This is a genomic window from Clostridium sp. K04 (assembly GCF_019734375.1).
In the GTDB taxonomy this organism is placed as follows: domain Bacteria; phylum Bacillota; class Clostridia; order Clostridiales; family Clostridiaceae; genus Clostridium; species Clostridium saudiense.
Window position 1 is genome coordinate 1 of the sequence record NZ_JAASHD010000011.1, and the last position, 19,893, is coordinate 19,893.

Genomic DNA, 19,893 nt, shown 5'->3' on the forward strand with positions numbered 1-19,893 from the left:
GCTACCCAGCCATGCTCCTGGCGGAACAACTGGTGCACCAGAGGTCAGTCCATCCCGGTCCTCTCGTACTAAGGACATTTATAGAAGTGAAATTAAATTTAAGCAATATATTTTCAATAAAAAGTATTAATTTTTGGAATATAATTCAATGTAGTTTGCTAATTTATTATGTAATATTATTACTTATCCTAGTAAAAAGGTGTATAAGAAAAAGTGAGTTTATTTACACTATATTTATTACTACGATAAGTATATTTACAATTAGAAGAATTTTTTATTTAAATATTTTCTCTAAATATGCAGAGAAAGTATTAGTTTATAATAGATTTTTAAGTACTATAGCATATTTAATTTTACTTGTTGGATTATATATTGAAGTTGTTAGAAGAATAGAAGTAAGTAATAAATTAAATAATCAAGTAAACAATTTAAAAGACTTTCAAAAAAAATATAATGAAATTAAAGAGATTGAAAAAGCAAAGACTCAGTTCTTTGCAAATTTATCACATGAAATTAAAACACCTATTAATATAATTTATTCATGTTTTCAATTACTTGAAATTAGCAAAAGCCAAGGTGAAAATGCTTTATGGAAAGCTTATTGCAAATATGATGGAACTATAAAACAAAATTGCTTTAGATTATTAAGATTAGTAAATAATCTTGTTGATATTACAAAGATAGATTCTGGATTTATGAATCTTAACTTTGGAAATTATGAAATCGTCAGTTTAGTAGAGGATATTACGTTGTCAATTATTCCTTATGTTGAAGCAAAAAATATTAATGTTTTATTTGATACATACGTTGAAGAACTTATAATAAAATGTGATCCTGAAAGTATAGAGAGAGTAATTTTAAATTTATTATCTAATTCAGTTAAGTTTACTGATGACAATGGAAACATAAGTGTTTTAATGGATGCGGATGATGAATTTGTTACAATCAGAGTTAAAGATGATGGAAGTGGTATATCAAAAGGAGTTAGTGAGCATATTTTTGAAAGATTTGTTCAAGAAGATAAATCTTTTAATAGAAAGAAAGAAGGAAGTGGAATTGGGCTTTCATTAGTAAAGTCCCTAATAGAACTTCATGAGGGAACAGTTTCTTTAGAAAAGGAAGTTGAAAAAGGTTGTGAGATTGTTATAAAGCTTCCAAATGTAAGAATGGAAGAAGATAATGATAATAATAGTAGGATAATAGATGCAGAAAATAAACCATTAGTACAAAAGATTAATATTGAGTTTTCAGATATTTATGAGTTGTACTAAAAAAGACTGAGTAAGTTTACTCAGTCTTTTTTATGTAAAGATTATCTTATTACATAGAAATATGCTAATACTAATATTCCAAGTACAATTCTATACCATCCAAATACTTTAAAATCATTATTTTTAATATAAGACATAAGGAATTTAATTGCTAGAATTGACACAATAAATGCAACAATCATTCCAACTAATAATATAGTAAGTTCACTTCCAGTCATAACAAAACCAGTCTTTAATCCAAACTTAACAAGTTTTAATGCGCTTGCACCTAACATAACAGGAATAGCAAGGAAGAAAGTGAATTCAGCTGCTACAGTTCTTGAAACACCTATTAATAATGCACCAACTATAGTTGCACCAGAACGAGAAGTACCAGGGAAAACAGCTGCTATTAATTGAAATAAACCTATCATTACGGCAACTGTATATGTTATTTCTGTTAAACTATTTATTTTAGGATTTTTACCCTTATTGTAGTTTTCAATAACAATAAATAGAATACCAAATAAAATTAACATAATTGCAACAGTAGTTGGGTTATAAAATAAAGCATTTAAATAATCATCCCATAAAAGTCCAACGATAGCTGCAGGAACACATGCAATTAATATTTTAATCCACATTATAATTGTATCTTTTTCAACTTTAACACCGTTATCAAATTTAAACGGGAAAATCTTTTTCCAATATAATAAAATAACTGCCAAAATAGCTCCAAGCTGGATAACTACTAAAAACATTTCCATAAATTCTTTTGAAACATTTAGTTTTAAAAATTCGTCAACTAAAATCATGTGACCAGTACTACTAACAGGAAGCCATTCGGTTACCCCTTCAACGATACCGAGAATTATGGCTTTTATAATTTCTAAAAATTCCATTAAATTACCTCCAAAATTTAACCATATAATTTATTACTTTACCATTATATAAAAGATTAACCTTTTAATAAAGGTAAAAAAGTTAAATATCAGAAATTTTTAAGAAAATAAATATGTAATTTTTAAAAATAAGTGTATATACAGAAGTAACATTTAGATAGGTGTTATGGTAAAATATATTTAATTAATTTATAGTTAGGAGGATGGATAATGAAAAGAGTATTGGTTGTAGTAGATTATCAAAAGGATTTTGTAGATGGAGCATTAGGATTTGAAAAAGCTAAAGAAATAGAAGAGGGAATATATGAAAAGGTAAATAGTTATTTGTCAAAAGGAGATAAAGTAGTATTTACATATGATACTCATACAGAGGATTATTTAGCAACTAGAGAAGGTAAGAATTTACCTGTAACACATTGTATTTTAAATACTGAAGGACATGAACTTTATGGAAAACTTAGTGAATTCATTAATAATAAAAATACAATTCATATAAATAAGGGTTCATTTGGTATTTCACCTAGTAAAATGATTGAATTAAGTGAAAAACTTGGAGAAAATATTAATTGTATTGAAATTATCGGTGTAGTAACAAATATTTGTGTAATAAGTAATGTAGTAATGTTTCAATCACAATATACTAATGCAGAAATTTTAGTTGATGCTAAGTTATGTGCGGGATTTAATGAAGAATTACATGAAAAAGCGTTTGATGTTATGGAAGGTATACAGGTAAAAGTAATAAATAGAAAATAGATAAAAGTAGGTATTATTAAAGAAGAGTATTAAGGATATAGATTATGGGTATAGAGTATTAAATAAATACTCTATATCTTTTTTATTGAATAAAAATGGATAAAAATGTATTATATAATTAATTTTGTTTTAATGGGGTGAGAAGAATGAAGAGGTTTATTTTATTTAATAGTTTAAATGATGACATAATTATATCTGAAGTGTTAAGTTATTTGGAAGAAGATAATTATGATAAACATCAATATATTTTAAATAGGTTATTAGAAAAGGCTTTGGATTTACCTATTGATGGTGATTTGTTTAAAATGTATTTATGTTATTTAGTAAGACAAGATGAAAATTTGTTCACAATAAAATCAGAAAAAGTTGGTAATGAAATTGATAAAAATTTATTTAATATAGCATTAAATGATATAAGAGTAATTAAAAGATTATTTGATATTTCAGAAGAGTTTTGTACACTAAATGATAATAAAATTTCAGATAATGATCCAATTTTTAATATTTTTAAATATAATGAAGATATAAATACCATAGGAAATTTACTAGTAGATTTTTATTATAAAAATGGTGCTGGTATTATGAATTATTATAAAGGATTTAAATGGGACAAAAATAAGGGGCTAATAGGAATAGAAAATTGTGATCCAATTACTTTTGATGAATTAATCGGAAATGAAATGCAATTAAAAATTTTAATTAATAATACAGAAAGTTTTATAAATGGTGAACTTTGCAATAATGTATTATTGTTTGGTGATAGTGGAACAGGAAAATCCTCTTCAGTAAAGGCTATTTTAAATAAATATTATAATAAAAAATTAAGAGTTATTGAATTAAATAAAAAAGATTTTATGGATTTAAACAATATTTTATCTTTAATTAAACATAGAGGTCTTAAATTTATTTTATTTTTAGATGATTTATCTTTTGAAGAGTTTGAATATGAATATAAAAATATGAAAGCATTAATTGAAGGAGGTTTAGAGGTAAGGCCTAAAAATGTTTTAATTTATGCAACATCAAATAGAAAGAATTTAATAAGAGAAGGGTTTAATGATAGACAAGGAGACGAAATTCATGCTAGAGAAACAGTTGAAGAAAAACATTCTTTAGCTGAAAGATTCGGAGTAACATTGACTTTTTCAGTAGGTAATCAAAATGATTATTTGAATACAGTATATAAGTTAGCTGAAATTTATAATATTAATTTACCAAAGGAAACATTAAAAAGAGAAGCAATTAAGTGGGCAGCATTAAGTAGTGGTAGATCTAATAGAGTAGCAAAACAATTTATTATGTCTGTAAATTCATTAGTATAAATAAAAAAGGATGTCATATGACATCCTTTTTGTGGTTGCGGGAGCAGGACTTGAACCTACGACCTTTGGGTTATGAGCCCAACGAGCTACCGACTGCTCCATCCCGCGTTGATATCTTTATTTATATTATTAGTATAAAACTAAAAAATTATGCAGTCAATACATCTGTTAAAAAAAGTAAAAAAACTTTAAAAGTAATATACATAATATTTTACATTTTTTCAATACTAATAAAGAATGAAAAAATTAATTGATAAAAGCCTAAAGTATAAAATTAAAAACTAATGAAAGAGAGGCAAAAATATGAGAAAAATGAAAACTATGGATGGAAATACTGCAGCTGCATATATTTCTTATGCATTTACTGAAGTAAGTTCTATTTATCCTATTACCCCTTCATCTCCAATGGCTGAACATGTAGATGAATGGGTAGCACAAGGAAAGAAAAATATATTTGGTGAGCCAGTTAAAGTTGTAGAAATGCAATCAGAAGCAGGAGCAGCAGGAGCACTTCATGGAATACTTCAAAGTGGGGCATTAGGAACTACATATACTGCATCTCAAGGATTATTACTTATGATTCCGAATATGTATAAGATGGTTGGAGAGAGATTACCAGGAGTAATTCATGTAGCAGCAAGAGCACTTGCAACTTCATCATTAAGTATATTTGGTGATCATCAAGATGTAATGGCTGCAAGAGCTACAGGATGTGCAATGCTTTCAGAAGGATCTGTTCAAGAAGTTATGGATTTATCACCAGTTGCACATTTAACAGCAATAAAAGCCAGAATCCCATTCGTAAACTTTTTTGATGGTTTTAGAGTATCTCATGAAATACAAAAGGTAGAAATTTTAGAATATGATGAATTAGCTAACCTTGTAGATTGTGAAGCAATTGATAAGTTTAGAAAAAATGCATTAAATCCAAGTCATCCAGTAACTAGAGGTACAGCGCAAAACCCAGATGTATACTTCCAATTATGTGAATCACTAAATAAGTATTATGACGATATTCCATCTGTTGTAGAAGAATATATGAGTAAAATTACAGAATTAACAGGTAGAGAATATCATTGCTTTGATTATTATGGAGATAAAGAAGCCGATAGAATTATAATTTCTATGGGAGCAGTAAGTGAAGTTGTAGAAGAAACAATTGATTATTTAATGAATAAAGGTGAAAAAGTTGGATTAGTAAAAGTAAGGTTATATAGACCTTTTAGTATTGAAAGATTATTAAATACTATTCCAAGTACAGTTAAAAAAATTGCTGTATTAGATAAAACAAAAGAACCAGGATCAATTGGTGAACCACTATATTTAGATGTATTAAGAGCAGTAAATGAAATGGATAACCCTCCAAAGGTAATAGGGGGAAGATTTGGATTAGGTTCTAAAGATCCATATCCAGCAGATATAGCTGCAGTTTATGAAAATTTAAAGAGTAATAATCCAAAGAATGGATTTACAATAGGAATTACTGATGATGTAACTAACTTATCATTAGCATCTGACAAAGAAATAGATGTAGCAGTTGAAGGAACAACAGCATGTAAGTTCTGGGGACTTGGATCAGATGGTACAGTTGGAGCTAATAAGAGCGCAATTAAAATAATTGGTGATCATACAAATATGTATGCTCAAGGTTATTTTGCGTATGATTCAAAGAAATCTGGGGGAATAACTATTTCACATTTAAGATTTGGTAAAAATCCAATAAAGGCTCATTATGAAATAGATAAAGCAGATTTTGTAGCATGTCATAATCAATCATATGTATATTCATATGATGTTTTGGAAGGATTAAGAAAAAATGGTGTATTTGTATTAAATACAATTTGGACTAAAGAAGAGTTAGATGAAAAATTACCAGCTAAAATGAAAAAATATATTGCTAAAAATAATATTAATTTCTATACAATAAATGCAGTAAAAATAGCTCAAGAAATAGGACTTGGAGGAAGAATTAATATGATAATGCAAGCAGCATTCTTTAAGCTTGCTAATATTATTCCAGTTGATGAAGCTATTAAATATTTAAAGGAAGCAGTAGTTACTTCATATGGTAAAAAAGGTGAAAAAGTAGTAAATATGAATTATGCTGCTATTGATAAGGGATTAGAATCATTAGTTAAGATAGATGTGCCAGAATCATGGAAATCAGCTACTGGAGATGAACAAAAAGAAAATATATCTGTTCCTGACTTTGTTAAAAATATATGTATTCCTATGAATAAGCTTGAAGGTAATAATTTACCTGTATCAGCTTTTGTAAATAATAATATAGAAGATGGTACTTTTATGCATGGAACTACTAAATATGAGAAGAGAGGAATAGCAGTAAATGTTCCAGAATGGATTCCAGAGAGATGTATACAATGTAATCAATGCTCATATGTATGTCCTCATGCATGCATTAGACCATTCTTATCTACAGAAGATGAATTAAAGAATGCACCCCAAAGCTTTAAAAAACTTCAAGCTAAAGGTGTTAAGGGAGATGTACCTTATTTCTATACAATAGGAGTTACACCACTTGATTGTACAGGATGTTCTAACTGCGCAGAAGTTTGTCCAGCACCAGGTAAAGCGCTTATTATGAAACCATTTGATTCCCAACATGATCAAATAGAAGCTTGGAATTATGCTGTAGAGGATATAAAGAATAAGAAGAATCCTATGAATAAGAATACAGTTAAGGGAAGTCAATTTGAACAACCACTTTTAGAATTCTCAGGAGCATGTGCAGGTTGCGGAGAAACACCATATGCTAAATTAGTTACTCAATTATTTGGAGATAGAATGGTAATTGCAAATGCAACAGGATGTTCTTCAATATGGGCATCTTCAGGTGCAGCAACAGCATATACAAAGAACCAAGAAGGTCATGGGCCTGCATGGGCTAATTCATTATTTGAGGATAATGCAGAATATGGGCTTGGAATGTTTATGGGGGCAAAGACAATAAGAGAAAGAATTGCTTCTAATATTAAGAAAGCATTGGATGAAAATTTATGTAGTAATGCAAAAGAAGCAATGGAAGATTGGTTAAATAATAAAGACATAGGTGAAGGATCTAGAGAAAGGGCAGAAAAATTAGAAACTGCATTACAAGGATGTAGTGATGAAATTGCAAAAGAAATATTAAAAGATAAGGAATTCTTTATTAAGAGATCACAATGGATATTTGGTGGAGATGGTTGGGCTTACGATATTGGGTATGGTGGTCTAGATCATGTACTTGCAAGCAATGAAGATGTAAATGTTCTTGTATTTGATACAGAAATTTATTCAAATACTGGAGGTCAAGCATCTAAAGCAACTCCAACTGCGGCAATAGCTAAATTTGCAGCTTCAGGAAAGAGAACAAAGAAAAAAGATTTAGGTATGATGGCAATGAGTTATGGTTATGTATATGTAGCTCAAGTTTCTTTGGGAGCTGATAAAAATCAAACAATAAAAGCAATAACAGAAGCTGAAAGCTATAATGGACCATCATTAATAATTGCATATGCACCATGTATTAGTCATGGAATTAAGAAAGGTATGACTAATACACCAGATGAACAAAAGAAAGCTGTTGATTGTGGTTACTGGAACCTTTATAGATATAATCCAACATTAAAGGGTGAAAAGAATCCATTTACATTAGATTCTAAAGAACCAAAATCAGATTTTAGAGATTTCTTAATGGGAGAAGTAAGATATGCAGCATTAGCTAAAGTATTCCCAGAGCTAGCAGAAGAATTATTTGCTAAGACAGAAAAGGATGCTAAGGAAAGATTTGAAAACTATAAAAAGTTATCACAAGAATAAGATAAAAGAGCTGAATTTATAAATTCAGCTCTTTTATCTTTTTATTAAATTTTGAATATACAGTATTTATTATGTAAGGTTCATTACAGTGAATGTCTAGCTCATTGATAGGTAGCCATTTAACACCACTAGTTTCTTCTTCATTGACAATTAGTTTATCTTCTTCATTAGCTTCCAATAGATAAGCAACAGATAAATGCAAATGAGATGATACATATTTACCTTTTTTTATATGACCGTTAACATTAAGTACATCTAATCCAAGTATATTAGTCATAACAGGAGTTACGTTTTTAAGACCTGTTTCTTCTTTAGCTTCTTTTATAGCAACGTGTAGTAAATCAGAATCACCATCTGCGTGACCACCGGTCCATGCCCAGCTCTTATAAATATTATGATAAATCATTAACACCTTTGTTCTTGATTTGTTTACTATATATCCTGAGCTAGTTATATGAGCAATTGTATTTTCTCTTGTTAATATATCATCGTGAAGATTTATACATTTTAGTATTAAATCTTTATCTTTAGCTTCTTGTTCGTTATAAGGTTTATAATTTTTTATATCTTCAATCCAATTCATAATATTAACCCTTTCAAAATTAAAATATACTAAATATAATATCATACATGGTAAGAAAAAAGAATTAGAATATTTATTGGATTGTAATAGATATTAGTTTAAAATTATTATATAAGTTAATTTCAAAGGGGAAAGATTAAAATGGATAATAATATAAAGTGGGTTAATGAAGTGAAAATTAATAGAACAATAGAAGCATTAAGAAAAAATAATATGGAGAGTTTTTTTATTAATACACAAGATGAATTGATTAATAAAATAAAAGAATTAGTTAAAGAAAATAGCAAAGTCACAGTTGGCGGTTCTATGAGTTTATTTGAAACGAAGATTATAAACCATTTAAGAAGTGGAAGATATGAATTTTTAGATAGATATAAAGAAGGATTGAAGCCAGAAGAAATAAAGCAGATATATAGAGAAGCATTCTTTTGTGATGCTTATTTTACAAGTACAAATGCAATAACAGAAGATGGAGAATTATATAATGTTGATGGAAATGGGAATAGAGTTGCTGCGATGTTATATGGTCCAGATAAAGTAATAGTTATTGCTGGTGTAAATAAGATAGTGAAGAATATTAATGAGGCAATTTCAAGAGTAGAAAATCTTGCAGCACCAGCTAATGCAAAGAGATTAAATAGAAAAACACCTTGTGTAATTACAGGAAAATGTATGAATTGCAATAGTCCAGAAAGAATTTGTAGAGAATATACAGTAATAAGAAAGCCAGCACCAAATAGAATTTTTATATTGTTACTTAATGAGAACTACGGATATTAAGAGAGTTAAGAGTTAAGGAAGAAATTCAGCTTAGGCTGAATTTCTAAATTTAAAAGAAACTCCGAAAGGAGTTTCTACATAAACTATAAACTATTAACTAATCAAGGGTATTCTAAAATTTGTACAGTAACTTGTCTTCTTCCCCATGACATACATTCTTCATAACTATTAAGATATACATCGATAATATTACCCTTAATAGCGCCACCAGTGTCAGCAGCAATAGCAAGTCCATATCCTGAAACATAAACTTTAGAGCCAAGTGGTATTACATTTGGATCAACGGCAATAGTACTTATACCGTCTGGATTTCTAACAGGTTTTAAGCCAGAAGCCGTTATACCATGTCCATAATAGGCAGTAGATTCCATAGATAATGTTTTAATTGCTTCTCCAACAGTAGTACCTGTCGTTGGTATAGATGGAGCGTTAAGCTCAGATATTTTTGCTTTAGCATTGCTAATACCTTCTTTAGCCATATTAATAGTTGTTGAACTATTTAATAATGGAATGTAAGAGTTTAATGTATCGATAGCACTTTGCAATTCAGATACAGAAGCAGAAGAAGAGTTAGCAATAGATAATGGCTTTGATATTAATAGCTTTTCATTTTCTTCTATAACTGAAAAAACTGCTTCCTTTTCAGAGTTTAATTGTTCAACATATTGTTCTTGTTCAGCCTTTTTATCTTCGATAGTTTTTAAATCTTCTTCAATAGTGTTTTTTAATAACACTAACTCTGAATTTTTTGTATTTAATGTTTCAATAGTAAGGTCTAATTCTACTTTTTTCTCATTTATATTAGAAAGTATTTGCTTGTCCGTAGAAACTATTTTTGAGATAGCTTGTACCTTAGAAAATAAATCAGATATACTTTTAGAAGTAATTATACTAACTAAAATATTAGAAGTCATATTTGTTTTATACATATTTCTTACTCTATTATCTAATACAACTTGTGCTTCATCTATATCTTCTTTTGTTTGTTCTAGTTTAGCTTCCGTTGTTTTTATTTCATCTTCAATATCTTCAATAGCTGCGTTATTTTCATTTAATTTTATTGTTGTTTTATCAATTTCAACATCTAAATCTTCGATTTTAGAATTTAATTCTAAAATTTGATTATCAAGGGTTTGATATTTTTCTAAGTTTTCATTTATCGTATCTTGTGGTGTAGCAGCATGTACAGAGACAAAACTTAATGATGATGTTAATAATGCTGTAGCAAGGGTTAAAGTAATTAACTTTTTAAACAATAAGTGCACCTCCTATAAGAATAATTATTCTTGACGTTACATTACTATAGAAATTTATATATGTCAAATTTACTGCATTAATATGTAAATTATGAGATATTATAATAAAATAAATAACATAATAGTAAAATTAAATATATTATAGCATATATATATGGAAAAAAATAGAATAAAAAGTAGAGAGTGAAATAGGTTGAATTATGATATGAAGTAATATAAAATTTATAAAATAATGCTTAGGAAATAGTTGGAGGTATTTTAATGGATAAGTTATATTATAAAGATCAATATTTAAAAGAATTTACAGCAGAAATACTTGATGTTATAGAAGTTAACGGTACGTTTCATGTAGTTTTAGATAAAACCGCATTTTTCCCAGGGGGAGGAGGTCAGCATTGTGATTTGGGTTACATAGAAAATCATAAGGTAATTGATGTTTTTGAGAAGGATGGATTAATTTATCATGTTACAGAAACAAAGCCAATTAAGATACATAAAGTAAAGTGTAAAATAGATTGGAATAGAAGATTAGATGGAATGCAACAGCACTTAGGACAGCATGTACTTTCAGGATGTTTTTTTACTTTATTTAATGCTAATACAGTTAGTGTTCATGTTGGAAAAGAAATAAGTACTGTAGATATTCAGGGATTTTTAGATGAAGAATCTATACGAAAAGCAGAAAAAATGGCAAATGAAATCATTCAAGAAAATATTGAAGTAGAGTTTTTAACACCTTCAAAAAAGGAGCTAAAAAAGTTAAAGCTTAGACGTGATTTACCTAATACAGATGAGCAAATTAGAATTGTAAAAATTGGTGATTTAGATATTAATGCTTGTTGTGGGGTTCATCCTAGTAAAACATTAGATCTTCAAATAATAAAAATTAGACGTTGGGAAAAGCATAAAGGTGCAACAAGAATAGAATATCTGACTGGAAAAAGGGCTGTTGAAGATTATTTTAGAAAAGATGAATTTAGAAATAAAATTTGTAAATTTTTAAATTGTGGTGAGGAAGATGCAATACATTCAATGAATAAATTATCAAATGAATTAAAAGATATTAAAGAGGAAAATAGAAAAATAAAGCTTGAAATGGCTGATTATCAAATTAAAGAAATGAAAGAAAATGCCATTAAGGTTAATAAATTAAATGTAGTAAAAAAGATTTATAATGATGGAGATTTAAAGTATCTAACAAAAATTGCAGAAAAAATAACATTAGATGATAATATGGTGGTACTATTTGCAATAAAGTTTGAAGATAAGGTTAATTTGATTTTTGCTTGTTCGAAAAATATTAAAGGTTTATCAATGAATGTATTGTTAAAGGATGCAATTACTTTAATAGATGGAAGAGGAGGAGGAAGTAATTTTCTAGCTCAAGGAGGGGGAAAAAATAGTAATAATTTAGATGGGGCAATGGATTATGCACTACGTAAAATAAACACCTTATAAAGTGATGTTCATATAATAGAGTATGAGATATATTCTAAGGAGATATAATTATGGACATAGAAGCTTCAAAAAATGATAATAATTTAGAAGAAGAATCCTATGAAAATTCTATAGAGGCTGAAGATGATGATAATCTAATAGAAGAAGTGGAAACAATACAAGAAGATTATATTACAGATGAATATGATAATGTTATAATTCATGATTCAGATATAGATAATGGTGAAGAAAATTATAACGATGTAGATGAGTTTAAAGCTGAATCTGAAGATAGTTTTTCAGAAAAGGTTTATTCAGAAAATTATTATGAAGATAAGAATTATAGTTCAGAACAAGATAATAGTAGAGTTATTAAAGAAAGAAAAGAAGCTTATGATGAAGGGTATAAAGATGGTTATGAAAAAGGAGCTAAAGATGCAATAAAAGCTGCTTTTAGAGCAGGTTTTAGATATGGTATAAGAAGAAGTAGATATAGCAAATAATTATAATATATGAGTATAGGTATTAAAGTGTATATCAATTAGGATATATATAATACTTATACTTATTTTATTTTTACAAAATAAGAATAATTAAATAATATATAGGAAAAATAAATATTAAGGGATTCAATTAGTGGTATTATCTTAAATAACCTTGGAGGATAATTATAATGAAAAGAAAAATTATAATATATGTACTTTCCATTTTGTATGTTTTCATGATTGGTTGTGATTCTACTGGGACTAAAGAAAACAATGAAGTAAGCAATGAGAAAGATGAGTTTCAAAATACTGAGTTTGTTAAAAATGAAGGAGAATTAACATATGCATTAACTAATGATTATAGCATCACAATTACTGATAATATTACTTCAGATAATCCTCTTATTATAGAAGGTGAATTCTTTAAAACAGATACAACAGAGGAAAATAATGTTGTAAAGGTTGGAAGAAAATTAAACTTATTTAGTAAAGATGAAGATAATAATATAATTAATAATTATGTTTTAGAGGCTCCTAGTTTAACTATACAAAGTGAAAATACCATAATAAAAGGTGGAACTTTTATAGGAGATATTTATATTAAGGCTAAAGGGTTTGAAATTGATAATACTAAAGTAAAAGGGAATTTATATTTTAAAGATGAAGAAACTAAGGGGACATTTATAAAAAGTAATGCTGCTAGTGTGCAAGGAAAAATAAGTGTTGAAAGAAAAGAGAGTTAGCAAATATATGCTAACTTTTATTTTTAGAATATATTTTAAATTAAAATACATAAATATAAATGTAAATGTAATTTAGGAGGTATATAAAAATGATGGATGAAATAAAAAAAGTATTACTGTTTGGTGTTGGAGCTGTTGCGAGTACCTATGATAAAGCCGCAGAAGTTGTTGAGGAATTAGTGAGTAAAGGAAAAATAACAGTTGAAGAAGGAAAAGAACTTGGAGAAGAGTTAAAAAGAACATTTAATGATAAATGTAAACATGAAGAAAAAAATCAAGTATCAACTACAATTAAAGATATGAATATAGAAGCATATAATTATGTAACTAGAGATGAATTTGAAATGTTAAAAGCAAGGGTATATAAAGTTGAAAGTATGTTAAATGACGAGAAAAAGTAAACTTATTAGATAATGGGAGGTAATTATGGAGGGGAGTTCAGTAACTAGATTCAAAGAAATATTAAAAGTATTCACAAATTATGGATTAGGATATTTATTAGGTAAAAAAGAAGAAAAAGAAAAAAAATCCCCTTCAAATCTTAGAAAGGCATTTGAAGAATTAGGACCAACTTTTATAAAAATAGGTCAAATATTAAGCACAAGACAAGAACTTATACCGGAGGAATATATAATAGAGCTATCTAAATTACAAGATAATGTACCAGCTGATGATTTTGTTAACATGTCAAAGGTATTTTATAATGAGTTTAATAAAGATATTGAAGATGAGTTTCTTTATATAGATAAAGTTCCAATAGCCTCTGCTTCAATAGCTCAAGTATATAGAGGGATGCTTAAAAGTGGTGAAGATGTTGTTATTAAAATACAGAGACCTAATATAAAAGAAACTATGAAGATGGATTTTGATATTTTAATTGGATTGAGTGAAAAGTTTACAAAATTTTTTAAGGATACAGTTGTTGATCCTAAAGAAATATTATTAGAAATTAAGGCATCAACTGAAAGAGAATTAAATTTTATTTATGAAGCTGAAAATATTGAGAAATTTCGAGAATTAAATAAGGATAGTGCTTGTATTTATGCTCCTTTTATTATTCATGATTATACAGGTGAAAATGTTTTGACTCAAGAAAATATTGAAGGGTTTAAAGTAAATGATAAAAAATCGATTGAGAGCTTAGGTTATGATAGAGATGATATTGCAAAAAAACTAACTCTTTCATATTTTAAGCAAGTATTGAGAGATGGATTTTTTCATGGAGATCCACATCCAGGCAATATATTAATTCGTGAAGGTAAAATATGTTTTATTGATTTTGGTATTGTAGGAGCATTATCTAAGGAAAAGCAAGAAGAACTAAATTCAGCTATTACAGCAGTGGCAAATGAAGATATAGATAAACTTACTGATTTTGTTATGAATATAGGTATTAAGAATGGTAAAACAGATAGAGAATTACTTTATAAGGATATTGAATACATGTTCAGAAATTACTATACTACTTCATTAAAAAATATAAAAATTTCTGTATTGTTTCAAGAAATGTCCGATATAGCTAAAAGAAATAATTTAAGAATATCTAGTGATTTTACAATGCTTATAAGAACAATGGTTATGGTAGAAGGATTAGTTGCAGAGCTTTCACCTGAATTAAATATTATTAATTTAGTAATACCATATGTTAAAGGATATTATAAAAATTATTTTTTTGAACAATTTGATGTTAATGATTATTTATTGAAAGGATATAAATTAACTAGGGATAGCTTAAATATTCCGTCACGTTTAATTTCTTTAGCAGATACTTTAATAAGAGGAAGAACAAAGATTAACATAGTAATTGAAGATAAAGATAAATATATAGATGTTTTAAATAAAATGGTTAATAGATTATCTTTTGCTTTGGTAATAGCGGGAATGATAGTGGGATCATCTTTAATTATTAACATAAATCCAGCACCGCGTTTATATGGGGTTTCGATTATTGGATTAATTGGATATTTTGGTTCAGCTGTCTTAGGGTTATGGTTACTGATTTCAATAATAAGATCAGGAAGTCTTAAATAATATAATCTTTAAATTAAGTAAATACTAACATTAGTACAAAAGAGAAGGGAAGGAGATTTAGATGCATTATAAAAAGGAATCTTCAGATGTATTGAATGAAGTAGGTAGTAATATAAATGGAATATCTGATCAAGAAGCAAAGATAAGGCTTGAGAAAAATGGATTCAATGAATTAAAAGAAGGAAACAAGGTTCCTATATGGAAAATGTTTTTAGAAAACTTTAAAGATCCATTAGTAATAATATTACTTATTGCGGCAATAGTACAAATTTTTTTAGGTGAATTTGTAGAATCTCTTATCATATTTGTAGTAGTAATTTTAAATGCTTTATTAGGAGTGACACAAACTCGAAAAGCAGAAAGTTCACTTGATAGTTTGAAAAAACTATCTTCACCTAATTCAAAGGTGTTAAGAGATGGAAAGAAAAAAACAATACCAGTAAGAGAAATTGTTGTAGGTGATATAGTATTTTTAGAGGCTGGAGATTATATACCAGCAGATGGAAGGTTAATAGAGGCACAAAGTCTAAAGGTTGTAGAAGGAATGCTTACTGGAGAAGCAGAAGCAGTTTTAAAGCATAGCGACAAAATAGAAGAAGAGGTTGGTATTGGCGATCAAAGAAATATGGTTTTTAGTGGTGCTACAGTAGTATATGGTAGAGGAACTTTAGTTGTTACAGAAACAGGAATGAATACTGAGGTAGGAAAAGTTGCTACATTATTAGAAAGTGCGGGTAATACACAAACACCACTTCAAGAAAGGTTAGATGATTTTGGCAAAAAGCTAGGTATAATAATTATGATATTAGCAGCAGCCATTTTTATTATCCAAGTAATTAGAGGGTATATTGATGGTGAAAATATGAAAAATCTAATATTTAATTCATTTATGTTTGCTATTGCCGTTGCTGTTGCAGCAATTCCAGAAGCTTTATCATCAATAGTTACAATTGTATTAGCTGTTGGTACAAAAGATATGGCTAAAAAGCAAGCAATAATAAGAAAATTGCCAGCGGTAGAGACACTAGGATCTACAAGTGTTATTTGTACAGATAAAACAGGAACATTAACGCAAAATAAAATGACAGTTGTTGACTTTTTTATGTATGGAGTAAATAAAGCTAAAGTAGAAGAAAAAAATAATAATTCAAGCCAAGTTGAGGCTATGGATTTGTCATCTACACTTTGTAATGATTCTGAAGTAACAGAAACTGGAAAAGAAATTGGAGATCCAACTGAAATAGCATTATTAAGGTTTGCTGAAAAGAGAGGAATTGATTATAAAGAGTTACGAGAAAAATATGATAGGTTAAGTGAAATACCATTTGATTCTGATAGAAAATTAATGTCTACTGTTAACTCTATTAACGGAAATGCAATTATGTTTACAAAAGGAGCTCCGGATGTTGTTTTTGCAAGATCTAATACAGTTCTTAATAATGGTGAAGTAGAAGAAATGACGGAAGAAATTAAAAATGAATATAGAAAGGTGAATGAAGATTTTTCAAATAGAGCATTAAGAGTATTGGCATTTGCAGTTAAAGATGTTCCTGACGAAAATTTTGTTCCTTGTTTAGAAGATGAAACTGAAATGACCTTAGTAGGACTTATGGCTATGATAGATCCACCAAGAGAACAAGTTTATGATGCTGTTAAGGAAGCAACTGGTGCAGGAATAAAAACAGTAATGATCACGGGAGATCATAAAACAACAGCTTCTGCTATAGCAAGAGAGATAGGAATAATGAGTGAAGATGATATTTCTTTAACTGGAAAAGAATTAGATGAATTATCAGATATAGAGCTTAAAGAAAAGCTTGAGCATATTACAGTTTATGCTAGGGTATCACCAGAAAATAAAATACGTATAGTAAAAGCTTGGCAGGAAAAAGGATATATTACTGCTATGACTGGTGATGGAGTTAATGATGCTCCAGCTTTAAAACAAGCAAATATAGGTATAGGTATGGGTAGTGGAACAGATGTAGCAAAGGATGCATCAGCTATGATTTTAACAGATGATAATTTTGCAACTATTGTATCTGCAGTTGAAATTGGTAGAACAGTTTATAGCAATATTAAAAAAGCAATTACATATTTATTCGCAGGAAATTTAGGAGCAATAATTGCTATTTTATTTGCTGTATTTGTAAATTGGTCAAATCCATTTTCCGCATTACAATTACTATTTATAAATTTGATAAATGACTCTTTGCCTGCAATTGCTTTAGGATTAGAAATGGCTGAGCCTAATATAATGAAAGAAAAACCAAGGGATGTTAACGAGGGAATATTAGCTGGTGGAACATGGCAAGCAGTTATAACAAGAGGAATAATAATAGGGGTTTTTGTTATACTTGCACAATATGTTGGAAATTTAACATCGCCAATGTTAGGAGAAGCAATGGCATTTTCAACTGTAACTCTTGCAAGAATTTTTCAAACATTACCTGCAAGATCAAATTATGAACCAGTGCTTAAGGTAGGACTATTTAAAAATAAATACGTTATAGGTGCAATAATAGTATGTTTGTGCTTATATAGTATTGTATTAATACCAGGAGTAAGAGGGATTTTTGATATACCAGATAGCTTTGGTTTATTACAATTAGGAATTTGCTTAGCTTTTGCAATAATTTCAGCATTGATTATGGATATAAGTAAACTATTTAAAAGAAAGTAATAAAAAGATAAGGCTGATGCTTGACATCAGCCTTGTTTTTTTATTTTAAAACTTTATTTGCAAATTCTAATCCAAAATCATAAGCAGATTTTAAGTTTTCTTCACTAGGTCTAAATACTATACCTAGTGGTTCACATACTACATTAAATTTAAGTTGTTTATATCTTTCGTTAATATTTTTAAGAGCTTCTCCACTCCAACCATATGATCCAAAGCAACTTGCTGGTAATCCTTTATGAATTACTGGATTTAATGAAGATAAAATAGTCCATATTTGTGGTAAAGTATCAGATAATAATGTAGGAGAACCTAGTAATAAACCACTACATTGATTAATTTCATTTAATACTTCATTCATGTCTGCTGTAACTAAGTTATACATTAAAATATCAACATCAAAGTTTGAAGCTTCAATACCTCTTTTTATTTCTTTAGCAATTTCTTCAGTATATCCGTATGCAGTAACATATGGTATTACTATGCTTTGTTTTTCTCTTTTTGTTGGTTGACACCATTCTCTATAAAGATTAACAAACTTTTCAATATTAGTATGATCTAATACTAATCCATGTCCAGGACAAATGTACTTTAAGTTTAAATCCTTAATTTTATCAAGTGCTTTAAGCATAAAAGGTTTGAATGGTCCCATAATCATTCTAAAGTAATAATTATAAGCTTCTATATAGTCATCTTCTTTGCTATCTTCAATTGCACTTTTTAAAACACGTTCATCGCAATAATGAGCACCAAAAGAATCACAAGTAATTAATGTTTCATCTTCTATTACGTATGTGTACATTGTATCAGGCCAATGTAATTGAGGGGCACTAATAAATTTTAAAGTTTTATTACCTAAAGATAATGTTTCCCCATCTTTAACTACTTTACTTTTGAAAGGTTTATTAATAATTTCACTTAAATATTTAATAGCTAAAGTGCTTCCAACTACAGTAGCATTAGGAGCATACTCAAGTATTTTTTCAACTGATCCAGCATGATCAGGTTCTGTATGATTAACAACAACGTAATTTATATCCTCTAAATTCACAATAGAGCGAATTTTATCTAAATGTTCATCAAAGAATTTTTCTTTTACAGTTTCAAACAATGCAATTCCATCAGAACCCTTTAAAAGATAAGAGTTGTAAGATGTTCCAAATTTAGTTTCCATTATTATGTCAAAAATTCTTAGGTTTGGGTCAAGGGCTCCTACCCAAAATAGGTCTTCAGTTATTTTGAATGTATTAGACATGTAAAAATCTCCTTTTTTTTATTTATTATTAAATACCTCTATGGTCTATAATAATAATTATAATCTATCAATAACTATTGTCAATAAATAAACAAAGCAAGTGAATCAGTTTAACAGATTTATTTTAGTATTTGCAATAAAATATTAATATATTATAAATTAAAAGAAACTAGCTAACTCAATTACAATTTGCTGTTAGCTAATTTCTTTTAATTTTTTGTATTAGAGTATTCAACTCCATATGAATACATAGATTCAAGAAGAGGAATTATTTTTTTGCCGATATCAGTAAGTCCATATTCTACTTTAGGTGGAACAACAGGATAAACTTTTCTAAATATAAGATTATCTTCTTCTAAACTTCTTAATTGATTGGTTAGCATTTTCTGCGTTGTACCTGGCAACTTTCGTTTTAATTCGCTAAATCTTAGAGTATCATTACTTAAATACCATAAAATTAAAATTTTCCATTTACCAGATAATATTTTATGAACAAGTATCATTGGACATGTTTCATATTTGGCACAACGATCATTAAGACGGCAATCATTATGAAAAGTAAGTATTTTATTCATGATAACACCTCCTTTATTC

16 protein-coding genes and 1 tRNA gene are annotated in these 19,893 nt (G+C 28.1%); 11 read left to right on the plus strand and 6 right to left on the minus strand.

Features of this window, described 5'->3' with window-relative positions; genetic code table 11:
- Positions 1 to 86: 86 nt before the first annotated feature.
- The gene (locus HCG70_RS06060; protein ID WP_221697562.1) at positions 87 to 1,271 is read left to right on the plus strand and encodes a sensor histidine kinase KdpD; all 1,185 of its coding nucleotides are present in this window, start codon (positions 87 to 89) and stop codon (positions 1,269 to 1,271) included.
- Between the two features lie 41 nt (positions 1,272 to 1,312).
- Here HCG70_RS06060 and HCG70_RS06065 read toward each other — a convergent pair whose 3' ends face one another.
- Positions 1,313 to 2,152 carry an undecaprenyl-diphosphate phosphatase gene (locus HCG70_RS06065; RefSeq protein ID WP_221697563.1) on the minus strand — a complete coding sequence of 280 codons (840 nt, stop codon included), beginning with the start codon at positions 2,150 to 2,152 and terminating at the stop codon, positions 1,313 to 1,315.
- Positions 2,153 to 2,362: 210 nt separating this feature from the next.
- On the opposite strand from HCG70_RS06065, the gene HCG70_RS06070 reads away from it, so the two are divergent.
- Together HCG70_RS06070 and HCG70_RS06075 are read left to right on the plus strand one after the other, a co-directional pair.
- Positions 2,363 to 2,908 carry a cysteine hydrolase family protein gene (locus tag HCG70_RS06070; protein ID WP_055276804.1) on the plus strand — a complete coding sequence of 182 codons (546 nt, stop codon included), beginning with the start codon at positions 2,363 to 2,365 and terminating at the stop codon, positions 2,906 to 2,908.
- A 146-nt stretch (positions 2,909 to 3,054) separates the two neighbouring features.
- Entirely contained in the window at positions 3,055 to 4,230 is a 1,176-nt protein-coding gene (locus HCG70_RS06075) for an ATP-binding protein (protein WP_042394782.1), read from the plus strand.
- Between the two features lie 32 nt (positions 4,231 to 4,262).
- Here HCG70_RS06075 and HCG70_RS06080 read toward each other — a convergent pair.
- Positions 4,263 to 4,338: transfer RNA gene (locus HCG70_RS06080), tRNA-Met, on the minus strand.
- A 195-nt stretch (positions 4,339 to 4,533) separates the two neighbouring features.
- Between HCG70_RS06080 and nifJ the strand changes: the two genes are divergently transcribed.
- Positions 4,534 to 8,049 (plus strand): pyruvate:ferredoxin (flavodoxin) oxidoreductase, encoded by a 3,516-nt coding sequence (nifJ, locus tag HCG70_RS06085; RefSeq protein WP_154820547.1) that lies wholly within the window; start codon positions 4,534 to 4,536, stop codon positions 8,047 to 8,049.
- A gap of 16 nt (positions 8,050 to 8,065) precedes the next feature.
- Here the strand turns inward: nifJ and HCG70_RS06090 are convergent, their stop codons facing one another.
- Positions 8,066 to 8,632, minus strand: a complete 567-nt coding sequence (locus tag HCG70_RS06090; RefSeq protein WP_042394774.1) for an NUDIX hydrolase — start codon at positions 8,630 to 8,632, stop codon at positions 8,066 to 8,068.
- 141 nt (positions 8,633 to 8,773) lie between these two features.
- Here HCG70_RS06090 and HCG70_RS06095 point away from each other — a divergent pair, with 141 nt between their 5' ends.
- Positions 8,774 to 9,412, plus strand: coding sequence for a lactate utilization protein (locus tag HCG70_RS06095; RefSeq protein ID WP_042394771.1), 639 nt, complete (start codon positions 8,774 to 8,776; stop codon positions 9,410 to 9,412).
- A 101-nt stretch (positions 9,413 to 9,513) separates the two neighbouring features.
- On the opposite strand, the gene HCG70_RS06100 is transcribed toward HCG70_RS06095, so the two are convergent.
- Entirely contained in the window at positions 9,514 to 10,668 is a 1,155-nt protein-coding gene (locus tag HCG70_RS06100) for a 3D domain-containing protein (protein ID WP_042402889.1), read from the minus strand.
- Between the two features lie 261 nt (positions 10,669 to 10,929).
- On the opposite strand from HCG70_RS06100, the gene HCG70_RS06105 reads away from it, so the two are divergent.
- From HCG70_RS06105 to HCG70_RS06130, 6 genes are all read left to right on the plus strand, one after another.
- Positions 10,930 to 12,126, plus strand: coding sequence for a DHHA1 domain-containing protein (locus tag HCG70_RS06105; RefSeq protein WP_195951722.1), 1,197 nt, complete (start codon positions 10,930 to 10,932; stop codon positions 12,124 to 12,126).
- Positions 12,127 to 12,176: 50 nt separating this feature from the next.
- Complete coding sequence (locus HCG70_RS06110) at positions 12,177 to 12,608, plus strand: hypothetical protein (protein WP_221697564.1); 432 nt, start codon at positions 12,177 to 12,179, stop codon at positions 12,606 to 12,608.
- Positions 12,609 to 12,778: 170 nt separating this feature from the next.
- Positions 12,779 to 13,333, plus strand: coding sequence for a hypothetical protein (locus HCG70_RS06115; protein ID WP_195951721.1), 555 nt, complete (start codon positions 12,779 to 12,781; stop codon positions 13,331 to 13,333).
- A gap of 89 nt (positions 13,334 to 13,422) precedes the next feature.
- Positions 13,423 to 13,734: a phasin family protein gene (locus HCG70_RS06120; protein ID WP_042402897.1), complete on the plus strand. Its 312-nt coding sequence runs from the start codon at positions 13,423 to 13,425 to the stop codon at positions 13,732 to 13,734.
- Positions 13,735 to 13,759: 25 nt separating this feature from the next.
- Positions 13,760 to 15,364, plus strand: coding sequence for an AarF/ABC1/UbiB kinase family protein (locus tag HCG70_RS06125; protein ID WP_042402900.1), 1,605 nt, complete (start codon positions 13,760 to 13,762; stop codon positions 15,362 to 15,364).
- Positions 15,365 to 15,425: 61 nt separating this feature from the next.
- Entirely contained in the window at positions 15,426 to 18,047 is a 2,622-nt protein-coding gene (locus HCG70_RS06130) for a calcium-translocating P-type ATPase, PMCA-type (RefSeq protein ID WP_154820548.1), read from the plus strand.
- Positions 18,048 to 18,087: 40 nt separating this feature from the next.
- Here HCG70_RS06130 and HCG70_RS06135 read toward each other — a convergent pair whose 3' ends face one another.
- On the minus strand, positions 18,088 to 19,299 hold the full coding sequence (locus HCG70_RS06135; RefSeq protein WP_055276817.1) for an FprA family A-type flavoprotein: 1,212 nt from the start codon (positions 19,297 to 19,299) through the stop codon (positions 18,088 to 18,090).
- 209 nt (positions 19,300 to 19,508) lie between these two features.
- Positions 19,509 to 19,874, minus strand: a complete 366-nt coding sequence (locus HCG70_RS06140; RefSeq protein ID WP_052330727.1) for a helix-turn-helix domain-containing protein — start codon at positions 19,872 to 19,874, stop codon at positions 19,509 to 19,511.
- Positions 19,875 to 19,893 lie beyond the last annotated feature (19 nt).